General features: G+C 57.1%; 20 protein-coding genes. 5 read left to right on the top strand and 15 right to left on the bottom strand.

Going from position 1 to position 20,038, the window contains the following annotated elements:
- Positions 1 to 13 precede the first annotated feature (13 nt).
- The 5 genes from RIC29_06095 to RIC29_06075 form a co-directional block, all read right to left on the bottom strand.
- A complete protein-coding gene (locus RIC29_06095; GenBank protein MEQ8734473.1) occupies positions 14 to 1,252 on the bottom strand; it encodes an acyl-CoA dehydrogenase family protein in 1,239 nt (412 codons plus the stop codon).
- 109 nt (positions 1,253 to 1,361) lie between these two features.
- Positions 1,362 to 1,808, bottom strand: coding sequence for a carboxymuconolactone decarboxylase family protein (locus RIC29_06090; GenBank protein ID MEQ8734472.1), 447 nt, complete (start codon positions 1,806 to 1,808; stop codon positions 1,362 to 1,364).
- A 93-nt stretch (positions 1,809 to 1,901) separates the two neighbouring features.
- On the bottom strand, positions 1,902 to 2,708 hold the full coding sequence (locus RIC29_06085; GenBank protein MEQ8734471.1) for an SDR family oxidoreductase: 807 nt from the start codon (positions 2,706 to 2,708) through the stop codon (positions 1,902 to 1,904).
- A gap of 7 nt (positions 2,709 to 2,715) precedes the next feature.
- Positions 2,716 to 4,170, bottom strand: coding sequence for an MFS transporter (locus tag RIC29_06080; protein ID MEQ8734470.1), 1,455 nt, complete (start codon positions 4,168 to 4,170; stop codon positions 2,716 to 2,718).
- 50 nt (positions 4,171 to 4,220) lie between these two features.
- The gene (locus RIC29_06075; protein MEQ8734469.1) at positions 4,221 to 5,543 is read right to left on the bottom strand and encodes an MFS transporter; all 1,323 of its coding nucleotides are present in this window, start codon (positions 5,541 to 5,543) and stop codon (positions 4,221 to 4,223) included.
- Between the two features lie 260 nt (positions 5,544 to 5,803).
- Between RIC29_06075 and RIC29_06070 the strand changes: the two genes are divergently transcribed.
- A complete protein-coding gene (locus RIC29_06070; protein MEQ8734468.1) occupies positions 5,804 to 6,631 on the top strand; it encodes an SDR family oxidoreductase in 828 nt (275 codons plus the stop codon).
- Between the two features lie 5 nt (positions 6,632 to 6,636).
- On the opposite strand, the gene RIC29_06065 is transcribed toward RIC29_06070, so the two are convergent.
- The 3 genes from RIC29_06065 to RIC29_06055 are packed head-to-tail and all read right to left on the bottom strand — an operon-like array spanning position 6,637 to position 9,600.
- A complete protein-coding gene (locus tag RIC29_06065) occupies positions 6,637 to 7,473 on the bottom strand; it encodes an SDR family oxidoreductase (protein MEQ8734467.1) in 837 nt (278 codons plus the stop codon).
- 19 nt (positions 7,474 to 7,492) lie between these two features.
- Positions 7,493 to 8,557 (bottom strand): TRAP transporter substrate-binding protein DctP, encoded by a 1,065-nt coding sequence (gene dctP / locus RIC29_06060; protein MEQ8734466.1) that lies wholly within the window; start codon positions 8,555 to 8,557, stop codon positions 7,493 to 7,495.
- Entirely contained in the window at positions 8,554 to 9,600 is a 1,047-nt protein-coding gene (locus RIC29_06055) for an MmgE/PrpD family protein (protein ID MEQ8734465.1), read from the bottom strand. Before RIC29_06055 ends, dctP begins: the two co-directional genes overlap by 4 nt.
- Before the next feature lie 143 nt (positions 9,601 to 9,743).
- Here RIC29_06055 and RIC29_06050 point away from each other — a divergent pair, with 143 nt between their 5' ends.
- Positions 9,744 to 10,337 carry an HD domain-containing protein gene (locus RIC29_06050; protein ID MEQ8734464.1) on the top strand — a complete coding sequence of 198 codons (594 nt, stop codon included), beginning with the start codon at positions 9,744 to 9,746 and terminating at the stop codon, positions 10,335 to 10,337.
- Positions 10,338 to 10,352: 15 nt separating this feature from the next.
- Here the strand turns inward: RIC29_06050 and RIC29_06045 are convergent, their stop codons facing one another.
- The 5 genes from RIC29_06045 to RIC29_06025 all read right to left on the bottom strand — a co-directional run bounded on the left by RIC29_06045 (position 10,353) and on the right by RIC29_06025 (position 15,028).
- Complete coding sequence (locus tag RIC29_06045) at positions 10,353 to 11,405, bottom strand: hypothetical protein (protein ID MEQ8734463.1); 1,053 nt, start codon at positions 11,403 to 11,405, stop codon at positions 10,353 to 10,355.
- Positions 11,406 to 11,429: 24 nt separating this feature from the next.
- Positions 11,430 to 11,885, bottom strand: a complete 456-nt coding sequence (locus tag RIC29_06040) for a YaiI/YqxD family protein (protein MEQ8734462.1) — start codon at positions 11,883 to 11,885, stop codon at positions 11,430 to 11,432.
- A 14-nt stretch (positions 11,886 to 11,899) separates the two neighbouring features.
- Positions 11,900 to 12,859, bottom strand: coding sequence for a hypothetical protein (locus RIC29_06035; GenBank protein ID MEQ8734461.1), 960 nt, complete (start codon positions 12,857 to 12,859; stop codon positions 11,900 to 11,902).
- Positions 12,860 to 13,047: 188 nt separating this feature from the next.
- On the bottom strand, positions 13,048 to 13,821 hold the full coding sequence (locus RIC29_06030) for a hypothetical protein (protein MEQ8734460.1): 774 nt from the start codon (positions 13,819 to 13,821) through the stop codon (positions 13,048 to 13,050).
- A 4-nt stretch (positions 13,822 to 13,825) separates the two neighbouring features.
- Positions 13,826 to 15,028, bottom strand: coding sequence for a serine hydrolase (locus RIC29_06025; GenBank protein ID MEQ8734459.1), 1,203 nt, complete (start codon positions 15,026 to 15,028; stop codon positions 13,826 to 13,828).
- Between the two features lie 88 nt (positions 15,029 to 15,116).
- Here RIC29_06025 and RIC29_06020 point away from each other — a divergent pair, with 88 nt between their 5' ends.
- Positions 15,117 to 16,232 (top strand): DUF3089 domain-containing protein, encoded by a 1,116-nt coding sequence (locus tag RIC29_06020; GenBank protein MEQ8734458.1) that lies wholly within the window; start codon positions 15,117 to 15,119, stop codon positions 16,230 to 16,232.
- A gap of 21 nt (positions 16,233 to 16,253) precedes the next feature.
- On the opposite strand, the gene RIC29_06015 is transcribed toward RIC29_06020, so the two are convergent.
- Both RIC29_06015 and RIC29_06010 read right to left on the bottom strand, forming a co-directional pair.
- Positions 16,254 to 17,087: an alpha/beta hydrolase gene (locus RIC29_06015; protein MEQ8734457.1), complete on the bottom strand. Its 834-nt coding sequence runs from the start codon at positions 17,085 to 17,087 to the stop codon at positions 16,254 to 16,256.
- A 16-nt stretch (positions 17,088 to 17,103) separates the two neighbouring features.
- Positions 17,104 to 18,324, bottom strand: coding sequence for an acyl-CoA dehydrogenase family protein (locus RIC29_06010; protein ID MEQ8734456.1), 1,221 nt, complete (start codon positions 18,322 to 18,324; stop codon positions 17,104 to 17,106).
- Positions 18,325 to 18,506: 182 nt separating this feature from the next.
- On the opposite strand from RIC29_06010, the gene RIC29_06005 reads away from it, so the two are divergent.
- Positions 18,507 to 19,310 carry an alpha/beta hydrolase gene (locus RIC29_06005; GenBank protein MEQ8734455.1) on the top strand — a complete coding sequence of 268 codons (804 nt, stop codon included), beginning with the start codon at positions 18,507 to 18,509 and terminating at the stop codon, positions 19,308 to 19,310.
- Positions 19,311 to 19,325: 15 nt separating this feature from the next.
- Positions 19,326 to 20,015, top strand: a complete 690-nt coding sequence (locus RIC29_06000) for a hypothetical protein (protein ID MEQ8734454.1) — start codon at positions 19,326 to 19,328, stop codon at positions 20,013 to 20,015.
- Positions 20,016 to 20,038 lie beyond the last annotated feature (23 nt).

The raw sequence follows: 20,038 nt of genomic DNA, 5'->3' as shown, positions 1-20,038 counted from the left end.
TTGAACCGCTCCCTTATTTTTTTGCGCTCGTTTCAGACGGGGCGTGGTCGGTTTTGGCTTTGTCGTAATCGAGCCCCAACAGATAGCGCCCGTAGGCCGTCATATTCTGATCCCAATTAACGCTGACCTGGCTGGCCATCACGGAGAGATCGCGCCAGTGGCGTTGCACCGGGTTGGTATCAAAAATCCCGGTCGCGCCCATCACCCGCACCAAACGATAAATCGCGTTGGTACACAACCGCGCCAGATACGCACGGTTACGATTGATCTGCACGTTTTCTTCTGGCGTTAGAGCCCGACGCTCTAGCCCGGCACTATGTAAGGTGTTGGTGATGGCATCAAACATCATGCGCGCGCAATCCAACTCCGCTGAAGATTCCGACAAGCGCTCTTGCACAGTGGGTTGATCGGCCACCGTGATCTTGCTCATCGCACCGACCTTTTTACGGGTTGCCGCCACATAGGCATCAAACGCCCCCTCCGCACAACCAAGCAAAGGCCCAATCATCCAGTTGGTGAAGTAGGGCATAAACGGCACATCAAACAGATAGGCTTCTGGATTTACGTCAGCCCCCGCAGGGTGCATGCCAAAGCATTCGGGCGAGGTAACCACCCATTCGTCAGCGACAAACACGTTCTCGAACCGCAAATCCTTGGAGCCTGTGCCCCGCATCCCCGCCACCTGCCAGGTGTCATCAACTTCGACCGCACTGCGCGGCACAGTGGCGCGAAACACATTGGGCTCCGGCGGGTTGGGGTGATTGTCGCAGCGCCCCGTAACCATCACATAATCAGCATGGTCAATGCCGGAGCCGAACCGCCAGACTCCATTGAGCCGATAGCCGTCTTTTTCTTTGGTGATGGTGCCTGTGGTTTGCGCCGAGGCGGTGGTGATGATTTTGCGCACGCCATCTTTAAACACTTCATCCTGGCAGGCTTTGGGCAAACGCGAGACAATGGCGATGTGTCCCCCCACCACACTGACCAGCCAGCCGGTGGAAGCACAGCCCCGCGCCGCAATGCGAGAGGCATGCACAATCGCTGGCCAATCCAAAGACAAACCGCCATAGCGCTTTGGCGCGAACAACTGCAGCAGCTCGGCGTCGTAAAGCTCGTCGACCGTTTCGCGCGGCAGAACCCGATGGGCTTCTGTGGCTGGCGCGCGTTCGCGAAATCCCTCCACCAACGCTTCGGTGCGCGCGCAAATGTCGTCCAAGCTGGGGGATAGGTCGTGGGCAGCACTATCCGGCATAAGTCCGGGGTCCTTCACTGTGTCTTGTCTATATCCGATATTACCAATGCTGCAGACATTTGCGCTGTGGCTCAAGGGCTTTCCAGGTCTCGAAAGCGTTTGATTCTGGTTAGTCCGTAGTTTGACCATCCGCTTTCTGGTCAGGTTGACCGTCCGTTTTCTGGTCAGGTTGACCGTCATCCGACGCTGCGACCAACGCCTCCTTCGCGGTCTTAAAAGCCGCAATGCCGGCAGGCACACCCAAATACGCCGTACAGTGCAACAACACTTCTTTGATTTCGCCTTCGGTGCAACCGGTGCGCAACGCGCCCTGGACGTGAAGCCCCAGTTCGCGTTGCCGGTCAAGCGCCGCAAGTAGCGCGATATTGAGAAGACTACGGGTTTTGCGTTCCAAACCAGGGCGAGTCCATACCGACCCCCAGGCCCACTCCGTCAGCATATCGTCAAACTCTTGATCGAAGGCCGTCAGGCCATCACGGGTACGCTCGACGTGATCATCGCCAAGCACGGCCCGACGAACGGCGAATCCCTCTTTGAACCGCTCTTCGTCTGTCATGACAGTCCTCCCTGTTGATTGTGTTCAGGCAGCAAAGCGCGTACAGACCTTCAGGTCAAACAGAACGGTCCAGCCCCCAGCCGGGGTCATATTTTAATACCCCGCAGGGGTCATGGGATCTCGCTTAACGAAGGGCGACAGCAGAACGCGGCCTAAGAGTTTTCCTGTTGTCATCCAGGCAATGCGTTTGCCGTGTTTGGTGTTGGCAAGAATGCGCGCCACCAAATCAGACGTGACATCTTCGACCGTATCGCCAATGAGCATCAGAAATTTTTTCTTGCGGCGCTCTTCCTTGGGAAGCGCTTTGGTATCACCCATACCGAGATCGGTCATGACAATACCCGGGTTCAGATAGCCCACCTTAACCGGTGTATCTTTCAGTTCTTTCACGGCACAGCCTGTAAAATAAGTGGTAGCGCGCTTGGTGGTGCCGTACAGGGTCAAACCCGGTCGGGTCATGCCGTCGGAGCCAAAGCCTTCCATATTGTAAATCCAACCGCCGCCGTCTTGGCCGCGCAGGCCAGCACTGGCCACCTGGGTGCCATGCATCACGCCGGTGAGATTGGTTTGCACAATACGGGCAAACTCTTCCGGCGGCAGCTCGGCAATATTTTTGTATTCGTGGATGAGGCCCGCATTATTAATCCAGTAATCTACCCGGCCAAACGCGGACACGCTTTGGTCCCACAGAGCCTGAACCTGACTGAGATCACCAACATCGCAGGGAACACCAATGGCCCGGGCCTCGCCAGACACCTGGGGGGCCAAGGACGCCACAGCTTCATCAACCGCCGCCTGACTGCGCCCGGACACCACAACGCTATGCCCATGCTTTAAGAACTCTCGGGCCAGACCTAAGCCGATGCCCCGTGTGGAACCTGTGATTACTGCAACAGCCATCAGCCTGTTAGTCCTCTCGTTTGGTTTCGCTGGCGTTGGTTTCGTCAGCGCTGGTGACAACCGGTTGCGCGGCGGCCAGGGCGGCGCTGGCAGACTCTTTGTCTGCAGCCAATGCCTCTAAACGTGCGGCCCGCATGGCTTTGATTTCATCGGGCATCATGCCAGGAGATTTCATGCGGACAACAAGGCCGAACGCAAAGATGATAAAGTTCAGAGCCCCAACAAAAATGAAGGGGCCAACCAACATCCACGTATCAAACAAAATCCCACCGACCGACGTCGCTACTAGAATTCCAATAGCCCCGGAGCCGCTGAAGAAGCCGATGATAGCCCCGCGTTCTTTGGCAGGGGCCTCCTGGCCAATCAACGCCTGTGAGGCAAAGAAGGCGCTGATCTGCCCGATGCCGAGCAATCCAAACAACGGATAGTAAATGGGGTTGGTTGGGTCATCGACAAAGAACATGGAGCCATATCCGATAGCGGCAAAGCCCATCCCAAACGTTACGGCTGACACTCGGTTCACGCGATCGATGATCACGCCCATGATCGGCGCCCACACCAAACCAAACACCTGCGCAATGATAAAGATAAGCGCCCCTGCCCGGGTTGCCTCAGCCGGCGACATGCCCTGGGATTGCCCGTAGACGGAGCCCCACAAGTTGGTAAATGCGCCGATAACCACAAGGTCGGACCGCGCCACAAAAGCGGACGCATAGGCCAACGCTATACGCGGATTTTTACCGTTGATGTAACCGCTTTTAAAGAGATCCTTGATGGGCTGCTTCTCTTCCGCTTCCGGTGGCACGCCACCCTTGAGACCCCATTTCAAAATCCACGCAGAGATCAGAAGAACAACGGCCACAGACCAAAACGTATAGAGTCCTTGTTGCTTGGCGGTCATACCCGCATCTTCCAATGCGCCGAACATGATGCGCCCAAACACCACGGCCGTAACAATCACGCCAAGGGCGTTCATCACACCGGTCCAGGCAATCAGTTTGCCACGGGAATACTCACGCGGATAATCCTGCCCAACAATACCAATCATACCCGCCGCGGCGGCGGTGCCAAAACTGTACATCGTCCGGGCGACAAACACATCCGCAACACTGTCGGCATAAGGATACAGGGCATAGCCAAAGGCCATTGCAATCATTCCAAAACAAAACACGGGGCGGCGTCCGACGCGATCGGCCAGCACACCAAAGGGCGCAGCCAGAGCAATGGTGATGGCTTCATTCCAGAAGGACAGCGCACCGGTGATACGGCCTTGCTCATCACTCGACATGCCAAGGTTGGCATTCAGAACAAACGTTTGCCCGGTGTTGATGAAGGTCAGGAAGCCAATGGTAGCGAAGGACGCATACATCAGCGTCCAACCATTTTTGGCGCTGATGCCATCGGCGAGATCAATGCGTACGCCCATGGGACGAATGTAAGCCTGGTGTAGCGTACCGCTCATAAGGTGTTCCCCATTCTCGTTCTCATGCCCGTCCCCGTTTTTACAGACGCTTAGGCGTCTGCCTCAACTGACTTACGCAACATCAGCCCTGGCGCTTTGAGCCGCACCGCAATTGCCCAGATCAACAGAATGACATTGGCAATACCCATCACCACGAACGGGGCCGACGGCGCGATAGAATCAAACAGCCGTCCGCCGACACCCGTTGCGAACAAAATGCCAATCGCGCCACAAAAGCCAAACACGCCGACAATGGACCCACGTTCCCCCTGTGGCGCTTCCTGACCAATCAAGCCTTGAGAGGAAAACAACGCGCTCAGTTGACCCGCACCCAACAACGCAAAGGCCGGCCACATGGCAATATCGAGCGGCGAACTGACCAACGCCATGGAGAGATAGCCAGCCCCGGCGAGAGTCATCGCCACCGCTTGAGCGGTCACGCGATTAAAGCGGTCGATGATCAAACCCATGAAGGGTGCCCATATCACGGCAGCGACCTGCGCGATGACAAACATCAGTGTGCCTTTGGCCAGGGCTTCATCGGTGCTCAGGCCAGCCACTTTGCCCGCCTGCACCGCCCACAGAGTGACAAAGGTCCCGACCACCACCAGATCAGCCCGGGCGGCAAACGCAGAGCCATACGCCAACGCGATGCGCGGGTTGCGGGCTTCTTTAAATCCGGCTGTCACAAGCTGCTTGAGGGGAGTCCGCTCTTCCACGCGGGCGGCAGCCCCACCCTTCAAGCCCAACTGCAAGATCACCGCAGACAACACGCAGATCCCCGCAATAATCCAAAAGGTGTATTGCCCCGCTTCAATAGCGGTGGTGCCAGCGTCGCGGAACATCTTAGGGACGCGGCCAAAGAGTCCTGCAAAAGCCACCAGTCCGAGGCCGTTCAGCACGCCGGAGGCGGCGATCAATTTGCCGCGCGACACTTCCTGGGGATAATCGGCAATGACCGTGCCAATCATGCCCGCCACACAGGCCGTCCCCACGGCATAGATGCAGCGATAGATGGTCAATTCAAAAGCCGATGTGGCGATGGGGTAAAGGGCAAATCCGGCGGCCAGCATCAACGCGCCAAACACAAACACAGGGCGGCGGCCAATGCGGTCTGACAAAATACCAGCGGGGACGACGAGGAGCAGCGCGATCAATTCCTGCGAGAACGCGAGATCGCCGGTGAGCGTGCCCTGCCCGGCTTCCGGAATGGCCAGATGCTCGGTCAGGATGTAAGCCTGCAACACATTGATCAGCGAGATGAACGCAATGCTGACAAAGGACGCATAGAGAAACGCCGCACAATTTAACCGGCTGATGCCCGGTGCAAGCCAGATCGGCCCCAGAGTCTGACAGGTTTTATCCGGCTGCATTGTGTATCCCCAAAAACAAAGAGCGCTCCCGCCCGCCGATAACAACGCTGGAAAGACTCCGGGCCAGAAACGCTAAACGCTACCTTAGCCATGGTGGTGATCGGACGAGGTCTGGATTACACCACCTGTCCACTATGTGGTTAGGCGTGGGCGGGGACCTGAGACCGTCCGCGTTTACCGTGCTTCACTTCATAGGGACAGGCGCATACAAACAGACACTGCGCTTTTCGGCGACCGACCGAGACTAAGGGAGACCAATCATGAGTGATGCAAACAAACACGTTGTTGTGACGGGTTCCACCCGTGGCATCGGCCATGGCCTGGCGCGTGACTTTTTAAAGCGCGGACATTCGGTGATGGTCTCGGGCCGCAGTCAAGCGTCTGTGGATACGGCGGTTGCCGCCTTAAAAGACTTTGCCACTGGCGCGGCTAAGGTTGTTGGGCAACCCTGCGACATTACCGACATCCGCCAGGTGCAAGCTCTATGGGACGCCGCCGTCAGCGCCTTTGGCACGGTGGATATTTGGATCAACAATGCGGGGGCCATCAACGTCAACCGCGACATCGGCGCATTGCAAGCGGACGACATGACCGGCGTGCCGCGCACCAATCTGGTGGGCATGATGTACGGCTGCCGGGTAGCGCTGAACGGTATGACGGCGCAAGGCCATGGCGCGCTGTATACCTTTGAAGGGTTCGGGTCTGACGGGGCCAAAAGCGCCGGCATGAGTGTGTACGGCGCGAGCAAGTTTGGCCTGCGCTACTTCACCAAAAGCCTAATCAAAGAAACCCAGGGCGGCCCTGTGCTGGTGGGCTCCATGAGCCCCGGCATTGTGCTGACCGACATGCTGTTAGAGGCCAAGAATGAAGTCTCGCCCGAGCGCTGGAAGCGAATGCAGTTTATCTACGGCATTCTGGCCGAACGGGTTGAAACGGTGACGCCGATGCTGGTGGAGGGCGTGCTGGCCAACACCAAACACGGTGCGACCATCGCCTTCCTCACACGCGGCAAAGCGCTACTGCGGTTCGCCAAACACTTTTTGATCAAGAAGCGCCCGATGCCGAAAGAACTGGAAGCGCCGGCCTAAAAGCTCTAATGCATTTCCTCGCCGCCGGAGACGTTCATGGCTTCGCCGGTGATGTAAGACGCCTCCTCTGAGGCCAAAAACACGCAAGCATTCGCCGTGTCCGACGTCAGGCCGACCCGGCCCAGGGGAATTTTGGCTTTGCGGAAATCCAACACGCCATCGGTATCGGTGCCCAGCACTTTGCCGCGCCGGTCATTTTGCGCCGCGCCCAGTCCGGTGGTGACGTGATTGGGGCATACGGCATTCACGGTGATGCCATGCTCACCCAACTCAGCGGCAGCGGTGCGGGTCAGACCGATCATGCCGTGCTTGGACGAAGTGTAATGCACCAGCAACGGCGCTGGGCTTTTGGCCGCCTGGCTGGCGATGTTGATGATGCGTCCGCCGTCGCCCTGATTCACAAACTGCAGCGCGGCGTGTTTGGTAAACAGAAATGGTCCGCGCAAATTGACGTCGAGCACGATGTCCCACTCGTCCATCGACATTTCCATCAACGGCTTCATGATGTACCCAATGCCGGCATTGTTGACGACGATGTCCAGCTTGCCAAACTGACTGACCGTGTCCGCAATAGTGCGTTTGATGTCGTCTTCCGAGCGCACATCACACACCATGGTATGAATGGCGCCACCGGTTTCCGCACGCAAGGCGGCGGCAACCTCCTCCATTTCCTCGGACGTGCCGATGTGATTGGCGGGCAGATGATCGCCAGAGGCTTTGCCGATATCTGTGATGACGACGGTTGCGCCTTCTTCAGCAAACCGCCGGGCGATGCCTTCGCCCAACCCTTTTTTGCGGCCTGCGCCGGTGATGATGGCGACTTTGCCTTGTAAACGTCCCACAGTGCTCTCCTGATGGTTTTTATTGGTTCGCGTCTTGCTGTTGACGGGCGTACGCCGCCTGCCCCTCGCGCACAAGGGCATAAATGTCTTCCGCCGTACCGCCAATAGAATCGAGAATTGCCGGGTAGGATCTCTGGGCGTCGACTCGCCACGCCGCCCGCTGTGCTGCGGTAAGACGGTGCAGATTCACACCCAACCCCGGCAGATCGGCCTCCACCTGCGTAATCCACTCACGTACCCGATTGCGGGCCCGCTGGGAGTCCGGATAGGCGGTGCTGACCAGGTTTTGTTGCGCCGGTGTCAGGCTGTTCCAGAAGCCGGCATTCAGCAGAATAGAGCCCGGCTCAATGGCGTGTTCGGTCAACGTAAAGTGCGGGGCCTCACGATATAAACCGGTCATCCAATAATACAGACTGACCGCCTCGCCGCCTTTGATCATACCGGTCTGTAACGCTTGCAGGGTGTCATTGGCCGTCATGTAAACCGCATCCGCCTCAAGGCCCTCGAAGTACACGGAGGACGCCTTGGTGGTTTGCACCCGCATGGGAAAAGATTTCACGTCGCCTGGCGTTAAGAACGGGCGATCGCCGAAGATGTGATTGGAGCCTGCTTCGGTCCAACGCAGCAACACGATGCCCTTTTCTGCGAACATCTCCCGGAAGCGCGGCAAGGCGTATTGGTCCAGCACGAAATCGGTTTCAGCCGTGGAGTTGAAGAGAAACGGCAGCTGCAACACCGCCAGTTCCGGAATCATCGCCGCGCCTGAGCCGATAGGGGAACTGACAAACTGCAGGCGATTACGGCGCAGGGAATTCAAGCGTTCTTCCGAGCTGCCGGTTTCGCCGCGCACCAGGAGTTCCAGATCCAAACCCAAATCGACGTTGGCATCAAAAGCGGCCTGCACCTCTTGCCAATTCAAATCCCACGGCGTGTCCGGAGAGGTAAACGCGCCGATGATCATGGTCTTGCGGTCCCGGTCTTGGGCTTGGGCATGCGCGGGCGCGGGCGCGTGCAGCTGAGTCATCACGCCGGCGCAAAACGCCACAGCAGCGATTAAGGCCACAGAAAAACGGGTGAAGGTCATTGGGGGGCATCCTCTAGGTCAAATCCGGCGGCCAGGTTACTCAGCACTGAAACCTCTTTTTCGTCGTGAAGCGCAAGCAGGCGCGTGTAGAGATGTTCGGCCATCTCCACGGTCAAAGGGTGTGAGGCTGCTGCCGCACAGGTCATAAATTTGGCGCGAAGTTGGTCGGCACTCATGTCGGCACTCATGGGCGTTTCCGAGGCGTGCGATACCCGCTCAGATGGGACCGGTCTGAAGGATATTTCCGTGGTGCGCCAGACCTTACCGAGCGTACCGAGATGCGGTGTGGGATCACCGTCTCTTTCGAACACTTCAAAGTACCCATGAGGCCCATCAAACACATCCACCGGCCCGGTGAGGTAATAGCGCGCCATATCCAGCGCCGTCAGAACATTACGCACGCTAAAACTGATTTGCAGGCTGACCGCCATGCTAGATTCTGTCTGCGCTTGCTGGGTGCCGGACAACTGGCTGTAAACGAGGCCAAAATATTCCGCGGTGGTGGGGCGATCAAAGCCTTCCAGTTTAGCCAAGGCCGCAGCAGCGCCGAGCGCGCCACAAACAGCAGTGCGAGAAAAATATGCGTCTTTGGTGGCGGCCAGCCCCAGTAGTACCGCAACGTCGGCCCCAATATTCACGGCGGTGATAAAATCGGCCCCGGTCACGCGGCCAAAGCGATCTGCGTAATCAAACACGGCGGGTAGGATCACTGACATGGTCGCCACACCCGCAGCCTCATGCAGGCAATCATTATCTAGGCAATGCACCTGATAACCATTGGCCACACCCGCCCCGATGGGAGCCAAAAGCTGATCGGTGCCCCACACTGGTCCGCCGCCGAGACCAAAGTGAGACATTTGCAGTTGCCGGACGATACTGGCCTTGGACTCTGCGCTGCCCGCCATGCCGCAGGCGAGAGTGTCGGCAATGGCCACGTTGGTCGCCGCCACCACCTCAGCAGGCAAACTGGAAAAGGTGGTGCGCGCGATATGATCGAGAATCGCATCACGAGTCGGTGACGGTAAAAGAGAATCAGAGGTCATAGTGTCGCGACCCTAATGGGGCGAAACGTCCTCAGCAAGGCTGAAGAACTCAGACTCTGTTCCAATCATAGCCCGGCACAGCACAGAGGTCTTGGGACAGCAGTTTAAAGTGATACAGTTGACCCAGAGCCAAGGAGGACCACGTGAGCGATCCAAATACAGATCCAACAAAAGGCGGCACTCAATTTGCCCCCTGGGTGCTCCCCGGACTGCAGAAATCCGCCTTCACCAAAGCCTTTGTGGATCGGATTCTGGCCCATCTGAAAGAGCTGGATGACTCGCGCGCCGAAGCGCCGGGCTTTGACACAGTCACGCGGCTGGACCACTGCCTACAAACTGCAACGCTGGCGCATCAGGCGGGCGAAGACGAAGAATATGTGGTGTGTTGTGTGCTGCACGATATCGGCGATTTATTGGCCCCATTTAACCATGGCGAGTTCGCCGCCACCCTGTTAGCGCCGTTCATCAGTGAAAAGAATCACTGGTTGATCGCCAATCATCATGCCTTTCAGGGCTACTATTATTTCGGCAACATCGGCCTGGATAAAAACCTGCGTGATCAATATCGCGACCACCCATGGTTTGAAGACGCGGTGCGCTTTTGCGATGCCTATGACATGCCTGCGTTTGATCCGGATACGGAATTTATGAGCTTGGACGACTTCGAGCCGATGATGCGACGCTTGCTGATGGCCCCCAAAAAATCAATCTGGGTACCGAACCCGCCAGCAGAGTGAAGCAGCAGAACGCGTTTAGGTGTTGATCCGCTCGAAACTGCGCAGGTCGCCGGTTTTGCTAACCGCAAGACCAATCCCGCGCAGTTCCGCCGCACCGGGCAAGGCCGGATCAGCAAAACCAAAGTAGGTCATCCATAACTCATCGCCGCGCACACAAATCTGCGGGTTGGCCACGTTGTAGTCATCCCACGCGCCAGACGCCGCTGCCGTAAACACGGGACCATCAAACTGACGCCGCCAGGACAGACCATCATCGGACACCGCCACCGCAATGGTGCGCTGTTGTTTCTTTTCAGGTCGGCCATCGACGGCCGTGTAAATCATCATCCAGGGCGCGCCCGCCCCTTCGATCCCGGGCAGCACATGACGGGTGATGACACCCATGGAATCGTAATAGCGGGGATCATCGCTCCAGGTCATGGGGCCAAGGTAATCCCAATTTTCTAAATCCTCGGACGCCCAAACACGGGTGATCCAGCCTTTGAACTCTTTATCTTTGATCGTGACCTGCAAAATCGTGCGCTTGCCGAGTTGGTACACATTGGGGAACGCGCCGTAAATTTCGCCGCCATTGCCCACCAGTGCGCCACCGAAGGCGTTGCCGGGACGGCGTTTCCAGGTGAGGCCATCTGCACTGACCGCCAAGCCCGCATGCAGGTTGTAGCCAGGAAATTTATAGGTCGGGTTATCGGTGTCCGGCGTGCCGTCATCGCCGCCATAATACCACATGTGCCACAGACCATCGCGCCACTCAATATCGCCGGTGCCGAGATGCACACTGTCGAACGCTTTAGGATCATCGTTGGGCACCATGACCGCGCCGCCCTTGAGCGGACCGTCAGTGCGCGTCCAATTCAGGCCATCGTCAGACGTGGTCAGTGCGACAGAGCCAGAGCCCAGCGCCGGGGCCATGCCTGCGGGAAAATCGGTGCTGCGACCGTAGTACCAGATGCAGAATTTCTCGAGCACCGGGTTCCAGCGCATCATCGCGCCGCCGACCTTGTAATCGTCGCACCGCCCGGCTGGCCCGGTGTTGAACAGAAATCCTGGTTGTCCGTCGCCGCTCATGACTTATCCTCGCTCAAAACACATTTATTGAGAGGCAACCTTAACCGCCCGGACCATTTCTTCCAATGCCGAGAGAAACCGCGAACGATCCGCCTTGGTAAACCCGGCGTGATGATCTTTGATTTCGCCGGTTTCCCGCAGTTGCGCCTTAAGATCGCGCATGGCCAGCGCCATACCAATACTGTCGGGCGTGAACGGCTTGCCGGAATGGCCGAGCACCGCCGCGCCCTTTTCCAGGCAACGGCTGGCCAGCGGGATATCTCCGGTGATGCAGATATCGTTGGTTTGGATGCGATCAGCGATCCAATCGTCGGCCACATCAGGTCCTTCGGGCACGACCACTTTATTAACCAAGGGACCTTCGGGGCGGCGCATCCAGGCATTGCCCACCACGTGTATGTTGAGCGTGTGCCGTTCCGCCACGCGCAGCACTTCCTCTTTCACCGGGCAGGCATCGGCATCGATGTAGATTTCAGGCACGGGCGATGAATCCGTTACCCCGGAAATTCCGCCACACCAGCCAAGGAGCGTTCCACATCCAACTTAAGCGTCAGTACCCCTTCGCCGCTGTCCTTATCCATCTTCATCAGCACGCCGCCGAAGAAGGACGACACCAGAATGTGTTTCTGATCGACGCTTTCTTTAACAGTGGCCCAGCCACGGCCTTCCAGCGGAAGGGTGCGGACGACTTTGCCGACGTCATCAATGACTTCGATCTTCGGCCCGCGCGTCACCAGCAATAGACCATCGGCGGTGTAGTTGAGGCAGAACACAAACTCGGGCTGATCAGCGGGCAGTTGCACCAAATCATCCATCTGTGTGTGATTGACGATATCGTAGCGCATGATGCGCTTGCAGGTTTCGGTGGTGTAGGTGATGTATTTTTCGCTGGGATGCAGGGTGCAACTGGTGACCCCGAGGTAGCCTGCAAAACTGGTGGACGTTTCCGTCTCGTAGGTGTCGAGCAATGTGCCATCGGGCGCGAACTTATAGACATTGCCATCGCCAATTTTCTCGGACTCGCCGGGCAATAATTTTTGCATCTGGCGGTACTTTTCCGGCACGTCCGACATGGTGCCGGTGATGTGCTCGTATAAAAACAGATTGCCCGCCTTATCAAAGAAGCCACTGGACCAGGGCCGCGCGGGGTAGGACGGGTTGGGCAGGCGTTTGCCGTCTGGCCCGACCTGCACAATCATGTGTTCGCTGGAGTCAAAAGCCCACAGCACGCCATCAGGACCGAACATCAGCCCCTTCACCAAATGAGTGGTATCCGGCACATGCAGAACGGCTTTTTGATGACCCTCTTTATCGAACTGGAAGATGCGGCCATCACCGGCGTGGTCATCATCCGGGTTGTTCAGCAGGGTTGCGCCAAGGAATAAGTCTCCGGCGGCAAAGGGCTGCAAGGAGTCGGACCCGACTTCGGGATTTATGACAAGATCGTTCGGCATAGCGTCCTCATTGATATTTTGCGATTTGTAATAACGGACCACGACCAGCCGTTAGGAGCAAGGGTCCGGTTCAGGAATATAGCGGGCCTCATCAAGGGGCGTGGTTCAACGCGGTGTCCAATACGATCGTGTCCGATGGTTGGTTAGAGTAGAGTTGGTTAGAGTAGAGTTGGTTAGAGTAAGGGTGTTTAGAGTGTGGCGATCTGGTTTTGCCAGCCATTGAGCAAGGGATGGCGCGGGGCTGGGCCGGGATCGCCATCATCCGGTAGATCCAGCGCCAAACGCATGGCCCAGGTCAGGCACAGGTTTGAGGACACGACGGGTTTTTTTGTGCGGTCCATCAACGCAATCACCGCCGATAAACTGGGCATACCGGTGCCGGTGAGCAGAATGGCATCGGCCCCGCTGTAGTCGATGGTTTGTAAAGTGGCCAAGGCATCCTGCGCACGCAGTTCATAAATGGCGCGGGTATCCTCCGACGTGATGGCAATGCGTGTGGTGTTGACCACATCAAACCCCCGGCCCCTCCAATACTCGCGGCTCATGTTGACCGACCATTCCGGATAGGGTGCGCCAATGGCCAGCTTCTTAGCGCCGATATGACGCAACGCCTGCTCAATGGCCAAGCCAGCCGAGATCACCGGGTAACCTTTCAGGTCGGACAAACGCTTCAGTTCCTCATCTTCCTCGTCGCGACCGACAAGATAGGTGGAGGCCGTGCAGGCAAAGCCGAGCACATCGAGCTTGAGGGTGTCGTAGGTGGCGATGGTCTGTTCCAGGCCCGTGAAATATTCGCGGTAACGCTCTTTCGGTTCAGCGCAGGTGCTGGTCAGACGTGACGTCAACAAGGTGGTGTTGGGCGGCAAAAGCAGCCCCACTTCAGGCTCGACAGTTGGGTTAGCCTGCGGCACGGCAATGCCGACCCGGCCCCGGGCACCGTAATCCCTTGCATGGTTCACCATGGCGTTACTCCTCAACCGCATTGAGCGCAACATCACTCGGCGCCATGCCGCTCAACAGGATGTTGATAATTTTGGCATCATCCCAGGCGAAGTCGATCCGCCCCGTGCGATAGACGACCAAATTTGCCGAGGGCACCACATACAGACGCTGACCACCCCGGCCTTCTGCGTACATCACGTCATCGGCCAGAAAGGGGGCCGACACCGGCGCACGGCGGCCGCTGATCTCGCTGACCAGGCGCGTGCCGGTGTAGGGGGAGCCGAGCCAGACGTGAAAGCCAAAATTTGGATTCTGGGCGCTGCCGGTCATCATCCGCGTGACCCACTCTTCCGAGATCACCTGGGCGTCGCCAACGCGGCCCCCGTTGGCGAGCATCACGCCCATGCGCATCCAGTCCATGGGGCGGGTTTGCACGCAGCAGAAAATGCGCGCGGAGCCTCCGTCGTGGTCTAATCGCACCTGAGCAAAGCCAGCGCCGATGGGCGTCCACAAATACGCGCGGACAAACTGAGCATAGGTCATGCCGGTCGCACCGGTGAGCACGGCATGCAGCGCCTGACTGTTGACGTGATTAAAATCGTAGGCTGTACCCGTTTCAAAGGCCAACGGCATCGCGTTGACGGGGCCGTCGAGGTCATCCCCAAAGAACAAGCGTTGACCAGGCGCAAAAGGTGAAGTGCCAAATTCGGCCTGGGCAAGCCCGCTGGTCATCTCCAGCAACTGACCCACCGTAATGTCACGACGCTCGTCTTCCGCCCAGGCGGGAATATAAGTGGACGCGGGCGTGTCTAAGGACGGAATAAAACCTTGGTCGAGGGCAATGGTCGCGACCACACCCAGCAAGCCTTTGTGCATGGATTGGGAATCAACAACGGTGCTGCGGTCATAGCCCTCGCCATAATGTTCCAGATGCAGTTTGCCGTTGTGGGCGACCAGAAAGGCAATGCTATCGAACGCTTCCGCATAGGCCAGGGCTTCGGCCAGCGCTTCTTCCGTAAACACAGGTTCGTCAGTGGTGGGCAGCGGCGGACTCGGCCCGTCCTGAATAATGTCAACGGGGGTATACCACGCGTAATCGGTCAGCACGTTCTCGCCCGGCGGCTGAGAAAACCAACGTATCCAAAACACCCGATCATTAAAGGCCCAGGCAGCCGCTATAATCAGCAGCGCAGCAGCACCAACGCCGAGGCGTCCAGCTAGCGACATATCCATTCTCCCGCATGGTCATTTCTTATTTAGAACAGTAGCATTGGTGCACGGTCTGTCTACAACAGCTGATTGGGAACAGTTCACCATGGCATCACGGCACGTCTTACGCGGTCTCTGTGCGGTATATCTAATGGCATCGGGAGCATTTGTCTCTGAGCCCGCCCTCGCCCAAAATCGCGCCATGCCGCCCGGCACGTTTAGTGAATTGGCACATCCAACCGTGCCAGATTATAGCGACAGGGACTCCTGGGCCGCGTTGCCTGATCGCGAAGATGCCGCAGATGTGTGGCCCAGAAATTCCAGCGTGCCCGAAGCCCAAGCCGATGCCCCGGTTGACGTGTTCTATATCCACCCAACCACCTACCAAGGTGTAGAAAACTGGAACCAAGACCTGAGCATGGACGAGGTTAACACCTGGACCGACATCACGGTCATGGCCCGTCAGGCCAGCGCCTTCAATGGCTGCTGCAAGATCTATGCGCCGCGCTATCGCCAGGCGACAATCATGGCCATGGCCGCACAGGATAACAGTGGAACTCAAGCCTATGACCTGGCTTATCAAGACGTTCTGAAAGCCTGGAAATACTATTTAGACAACTGGAATGACGGTCGCCCGTTTATGATTGTCAGCCACAGCCAGGGCACGTTGCACGCTATTAAGCTGTTGGAAGAAGAAATTGACGGCACGCCATTGGCAGATCGCATGGTCGCAGGATACATCGTCGGCATCGGCATCAATGAAGGCCTATTTGGCCGTAGTCTCAAAACCATTACCCGCTGTACCGGCGCGACGGATACGGGCTGCGTGGCCTCCTGGAATACGTTTGGCCGTGACGGCGACCCCTCGGCCGGTGTGGCCCGCTTAAAGCAGCGCTACCAGGACCGCTTTGGCACGCCTGAGGGCGAAGAGATTGCCTGCTGGAATCCGGTCGGCTGGACGGATTCCAGCACTGACGTTCCCGCCAGCGCCAACTTGGGGTCTTTGCCTGGCAGCCCAGCCGTTGGCGCCCGACCAGACCTGACCACCGGCTATGGCGCACAATGTAAAGACGGGTCGCTGTACACCGACATCCCAACCGGCGAAACCTTTGATCTGGTGATCTTCGATGGCGACAATTTACATATGCACGATTTTGATTTGTTTTATGAAAACATTCGAGTCAACGCTGTAGCCCGTATGATCGCGTATTTTGAAAAATAGCGCAGGAAAAATAAGCGCGTTCTAATCCGCGAAGAACGAGAGGATCGTATCCGCCATACCCTGCAATCCATCCGCACGTTTCACCAAATGCTTTTGCGCGCCGGGCACCCGCGTCGCCGCATCATCCAGATACTTATGCAGCGGATCGAATTCTGACGACATAAACAGACTTGGTGTTTTGACCAGGGGCAAACGCTCGGCAACCTCGTGACGAAACACGGCACGATAACCTTTGTGGTAGGTGGTCAGGGCCTTGAGCACATCAATGACGTGAATGTTTAACTCCGCTGGCGGTGGCATATCATTTTGCATGCGGTGTTCAGGATCGCGCATGAAGTAGGGAAAGTGAATCATCTGATCGCGCAGAAAATGCCACGCCCAGGTGAACTGGGTGCCAAACTCATCGGGCTGCTTTTGCGGGGCATACTGCTCCAATAGCGTCTTGCGAAAATCATCCTCAAATACGCCAAGGCCATCAAAGATGATCTTGCGCACGCGGTCTGGATGATGAAGGACCAACTCGCAGCCGATATGCGCCCCGGTATGACTGCCGAAGTAATCCACTTGATCAATACCCAACGCATCAAGCACGCGGCAAACGCTGTCGGCATAATACCGTACATCGGGTACATCGGGTGCTGCAGGGGCCGAGTCCCCATGGCCCAGCGTATCCGGGGCCACAACATAACGCTGCGCGGCCAGCGCCCCGATCAACGGGGCATAACCCGTGGAAGACCCAGGGCCAGCATGCACGATGTACAGAGGTAACACACCGGGTTGCGCCATCCCGGCATGGCGATAATGGACAAGCCCTTCGTCTATCCGGACAAAAGCGCGGTCAATGGTAACTGTCATAGATGAAATTCGATTCTTATTCAGCAGCCTGTTTGAGTTTCATCTCATTGTCGACTTTTGGGTCGCCGGTGGGAAGACCAAAGATGTATTTGCCGCTGCGTTGCATGCCTGATTCCCAATGCAAAGCGGAGTGTGTCGACATGGTGCGCACGTCACGATAGAGACGCTGCACGGCATTGCGCCCGGTTTGGGCGCTGACCCCCATCATCCGCGACAAACGATCGGCGGAGGAATGGGCCAGCTTTCCGGCCATCACCAGATCACGATAAGCCCGCAGTTTGAATGCTCCGGTGATGTCTTGACCATTCATCCCTCGCGCATGCAGGCGGTCACACAGACCGTCGATCAACATATCCGCCGTTTCGAGTTCCGTCAGGGATTCGGCCACATGCACCTGCACTGCCGGCTGATCAATAATGGACTCGCCCATCATCGCACCGCGCCGGGTCAGGGTTTGGGCAACATATTCATTATAGGCCCCACGGGCGGCCCCAAGAATAGGACCGGCCAGGAGCGTCAGGAAATAGCTGTGAAATTCGACGCCGTACAAATAGTAATCGTGCAATTTCGCACCGGGCGGCGTGTCTGACATTTCTGTCATGGTCAGCGTGCGGTGGGCAGGAATAAACGCGTTCTCGACCTTGATGTCTTTCGACCCTGTGCCTTTCAGACCTTCTGACTGCCAGGTGTCGAGGATTTCAAAATCATCTTTCTTCAGAACGATCCACAAATCATTAAAGCTCGCGGTCGAATTGGGCAGCTTCGCCCCGACTAACATGGCATCAGCGTGATCCACACCGCTGGCAAATTTCCAGCGGCCACTGACCGTAAACCCGCCCTCGGTCGGCGTCGCCTGCCCGCCGCCAGCAAACCCGGTGGAGATAATCGCGTCTGGATATTCGCCCCAAACGTCTTCCTGGGCTTCTTCTTTAAAGCGGCCAAACAGGAACGTATGCGTAAACACAACAGAAGAGACCCAACCGGTTGACCCACAGCCCTGACCGAGCGTGCGTGAGACATCAACATGCGTGCCCCAGGGCATTTCAAAACCACCATAGCGTTTGGGAGTGAACAGCTTGTGAAGGCCCGCAGCGCGCAAATCCGCAATGGTCTCATCAGGCAACCGGCGCAAGTCTTCAGTATCTTGCGCGCGTTCTCGAAGAACCGGTATCAAATCTGCTGCAGCTTTGATCACCTCTTGGCGTGTTGGCACGTCGTTGGACTGCGGACCCGGCATAATAAAACTCCCTCAGCATTTTACTGCGACGAATGATGGGGTTAGCTTAGAAAGTGAAAATGCATTGAGTCCTCACCAAATTGAATCGCATCCACGGGCCGGTCATGGAATACCGGTGTTAAAATAAAGGCCCGCGTTATGCCATGCGGGCTTAAGAAGAGAAAAAGGGAGACCACCACATTATGTCAGCTTCAGCACCAACGGTTCAGCGGGGATACGCGGCAGGGCCATTCGGACAAATCCATTACCGGCGCTGTGGCGAGTCCGCAGAGCAAACGCCGCTGATGTTGCTTCACCCCAGCCCTCTGTCGGGCCTGGTGTGGGATGGGTTCCTGCCCGCTATGGGAACCGACCGCATTGTGGTTGCGCCCGACACACCCGGGTTTGGGGAATCTGCCCCACCTGCAAGGCCGCCGGAAATCGCCGACTATGCCAAAGCCATGGAAGTTTTCGCCGGAGAGATCGGTCTGGGGTCCATCGATATTATGGGCTACCACACGGGCTCATTGACCGCGCTGGAAATGGCGCGGCTATATCCGAATTTGGTGCGCAAAGTCGTGATGATTTCAGCGACTGTGTTCACCGCGAAAGAACGTGACGGATTTCGTGCCAAATACACGCAGCAATCCGTTGATGAAAAAGGCAAAGGTCTTTCGGAACGATGGGAGTTCATCAAAGAATTCTGGCGCGATGAAGCAGACCCGGGCCGTCGCTGGCAAATCTTCCTGGAAGGACAGCGCCATCATGATGTGATGCACTGGGGCCATCGGGCCGCCTTTAACTTCGATATGGAAGCAGCGCTGGAAACCGCAAAAATACCGGTGCTTATTCTGAATCCTGAGGATGATCTGTGGGACTACACCCCACGGGCTGCGCCTTTGCTCAAAAACGGGCGTGTCCATGATCTGCCCGGTTGGACCCATGGCTTTCTGGATTCCCACACAGACGAGGTCGCAAAACTGGTGCGTGATTTTCTTGACTCTTAAAGGATCAACACACCGATGAAACATCGCAGTTATCAAGGCAAAGTTCTTTATCTCACTGATGGTCAAGGCGAGATGGGACGAGAAATGTTTTACGTTACCATTCAGCCCGACGGTTCACGCACCATGCGCGCCACCTGTGAAATGGATGACGACAGATTGCTGCGCGACGCGGTGTTAAGTATCGATGCCGACTGGCACCCAGTGGATGCCTTTGTGCGGCTGACCATCAACGAAAAATTAGTCGGCAGCACATGGTATAATTTCACTCCCCACACGGCTGAATGTGAAGGCGTGACGGCTGAAGACGGGCGCTTCCGGCAGAGCTTTGAGTCCGAGCATCCCATTCGCACCTTCGGGGCGCACCCGGTACATGGCGATGCCTGGGGTTTAGCACGCTGGAAACAGGATAAAGACACAGACCCAAGCAAACTGGGCATGGCCTTTTCATCCTCGCACATGCCCAACGGCGGAACAGGGCCGAAGCTGGAAGTGTCTGACACGGTTACCCGTCATGAATACATCGGCGTCGAAGAAATCACTGTTCCGGCGGGGACTTTTCAGACCGAGCATTTTCAGTTTCTGGTGGCCGATTATCCGCCCATCGACATCTGGGCCATCGGCGACGATTGTGTGCCGGCCAGGTTACGGTGGGACTTGCTCAGTCAGACCTATGAATTGGTCGAACTGAGTGGGAACATCGCGTAAACTGCACCAGAGCAATCAAGAAC

It is taken from the genome of Rhodospirillaceae bacterium, from assembly GCA_040219235.1.
In the GTDB taxonomy this organism is placed as follows: Bacteria; Pseudomonadota; Alphaproteobacteria; order Rhodospirillales; family Rhodospirillaceae; genus WLXB01.
The sequence above is the reverse complement of the archived record's forward strand: the minus strand, read 5'-3'. Positions and strand labels throughout refer to the sequence as shown.

Excerpts from the sequence above, each read along its gene's own strand:
- RIC29_06095 (MEQ8734473.1), bottom strand. The coding sequence starts at position 1,252 with ATGCCGGATAGTGCTGCCCACGACCTATCCCCCAGCTTGGACGACATT.
- RIC29_06090 (MEQ8734472.1), bottom strand. The coding sequence starts at position 1,808 with ATGACAGACGAAGAGCGGTTCAAAGAGGGATTCGCCGTTCGTCGGGCC.
- RIC29_06085 (MEQ8734471.1), bottom strand. The coding sequence starts at position 2,708 with ATGGCTGTTGCAGTAATCACAGGTTCCACACGGGGCATCGGCTTAGGT.
- RIC29_06080 (MEQ8734470.1), bottom strand. The coding sequence starts at position 4,170 with ATGAGCGGTACGCTACACCAGGCTTACATTCGTCCCATGGGCGTACGC.
- RIC29_06075 (MEQ8734469.1), bottom strand. The coding sequence starts at position 5,543 with ATGCAGCCGGATAAAACCTGTCAGACTCTGGGGCCGATCTGGCTTGCA.
- RIC29_06070 (MEQ8734468.1), top strand. The coding sequence starts at position 5,804 with ATGAGTGATGCAAACAAACACGTTGTTGTGACGGGTTCCACCCGTGGC.
- dctP (MEQ8734466.1), bottom strand. The coding sequence starts at position 8,557 with ATGACCTTCACCCGTTTTTCTGTGGCCTTAATCGCTGCTGTGGCGTTT.
- RIC29_06055 (MEQ8734465.1), bottom strand. The coding sequence starts at position 9,600 with ATGACCTCTGATTCTCTTTTACCGTCACCGACTCGTGATGCGATTCTC.
- RIC29_06045 (MEQ8734463.1), bottom strand. The coding sequence starts at position 11,405 with ATGAGCGGCGACGGACAACCAGGATTTCTGTTCAACACCGGGCCAGCC.
- RIC29_06035 (MEQ8734461.1), bottom strand. The coding sequence starts at position 12,859 with ATGCCGAACGATCTTGTCATAAATCCCGAAGTCGGGTCCGACTCCTTG.
- RIC29_06030 (MEQ8734460.1), bottom strand. The coding sequence starts at position 13,821 with ATGGTGAACCATGCAAGGGATTACGGTGCCCGGGGCCGGGTCGGCATT.
- RIC29_06025 (MEQ8734459.1), bottom strand. The coding sequence starts at position 15,028 with ATGTCGCTAGCTGGACGCCTCGGCGTTGGTGCTGCTGCGCTGCTGATT.
- RIC29_06020 (MEQ8734458.1), top strand. The coding sequence starts at position 15,117 with ATGGCATCACGGCACGTCTTACGCGGTCTCTGTGCGGTATATCTAATG.
- RIC29_06015 (MEQ8734457.1), bottom strand. The coding sequence starts at position 17,087 with ATGACAGTTACCATTGACCGCGCTTTTGTCCGGATAGACGAAGGGCTT.
- RIC29_06010 (MEQ8734456.1), bottom strand. The coding sequence starts at position 18,324 with ATGCCGGGTCCGCAGTCCAACGACGTGCCAACACGCCAAGAGGTGATC.
- RIC29_06005 (MEQ8734455.1), top strand. The coding sequence starts at position 18,507 with ATGTCAGCTTCAGCACCAACGGTTCAGCGGGGATACGCGGCAGGGCCA.
- RIC29_06000 (MEQ8734454.1), top strand. The coding sequence starts at position 19,326 with ATGAAACATCGCAGTTATCAAGGCAAAGTTCTTTATCTCACTGATGGT.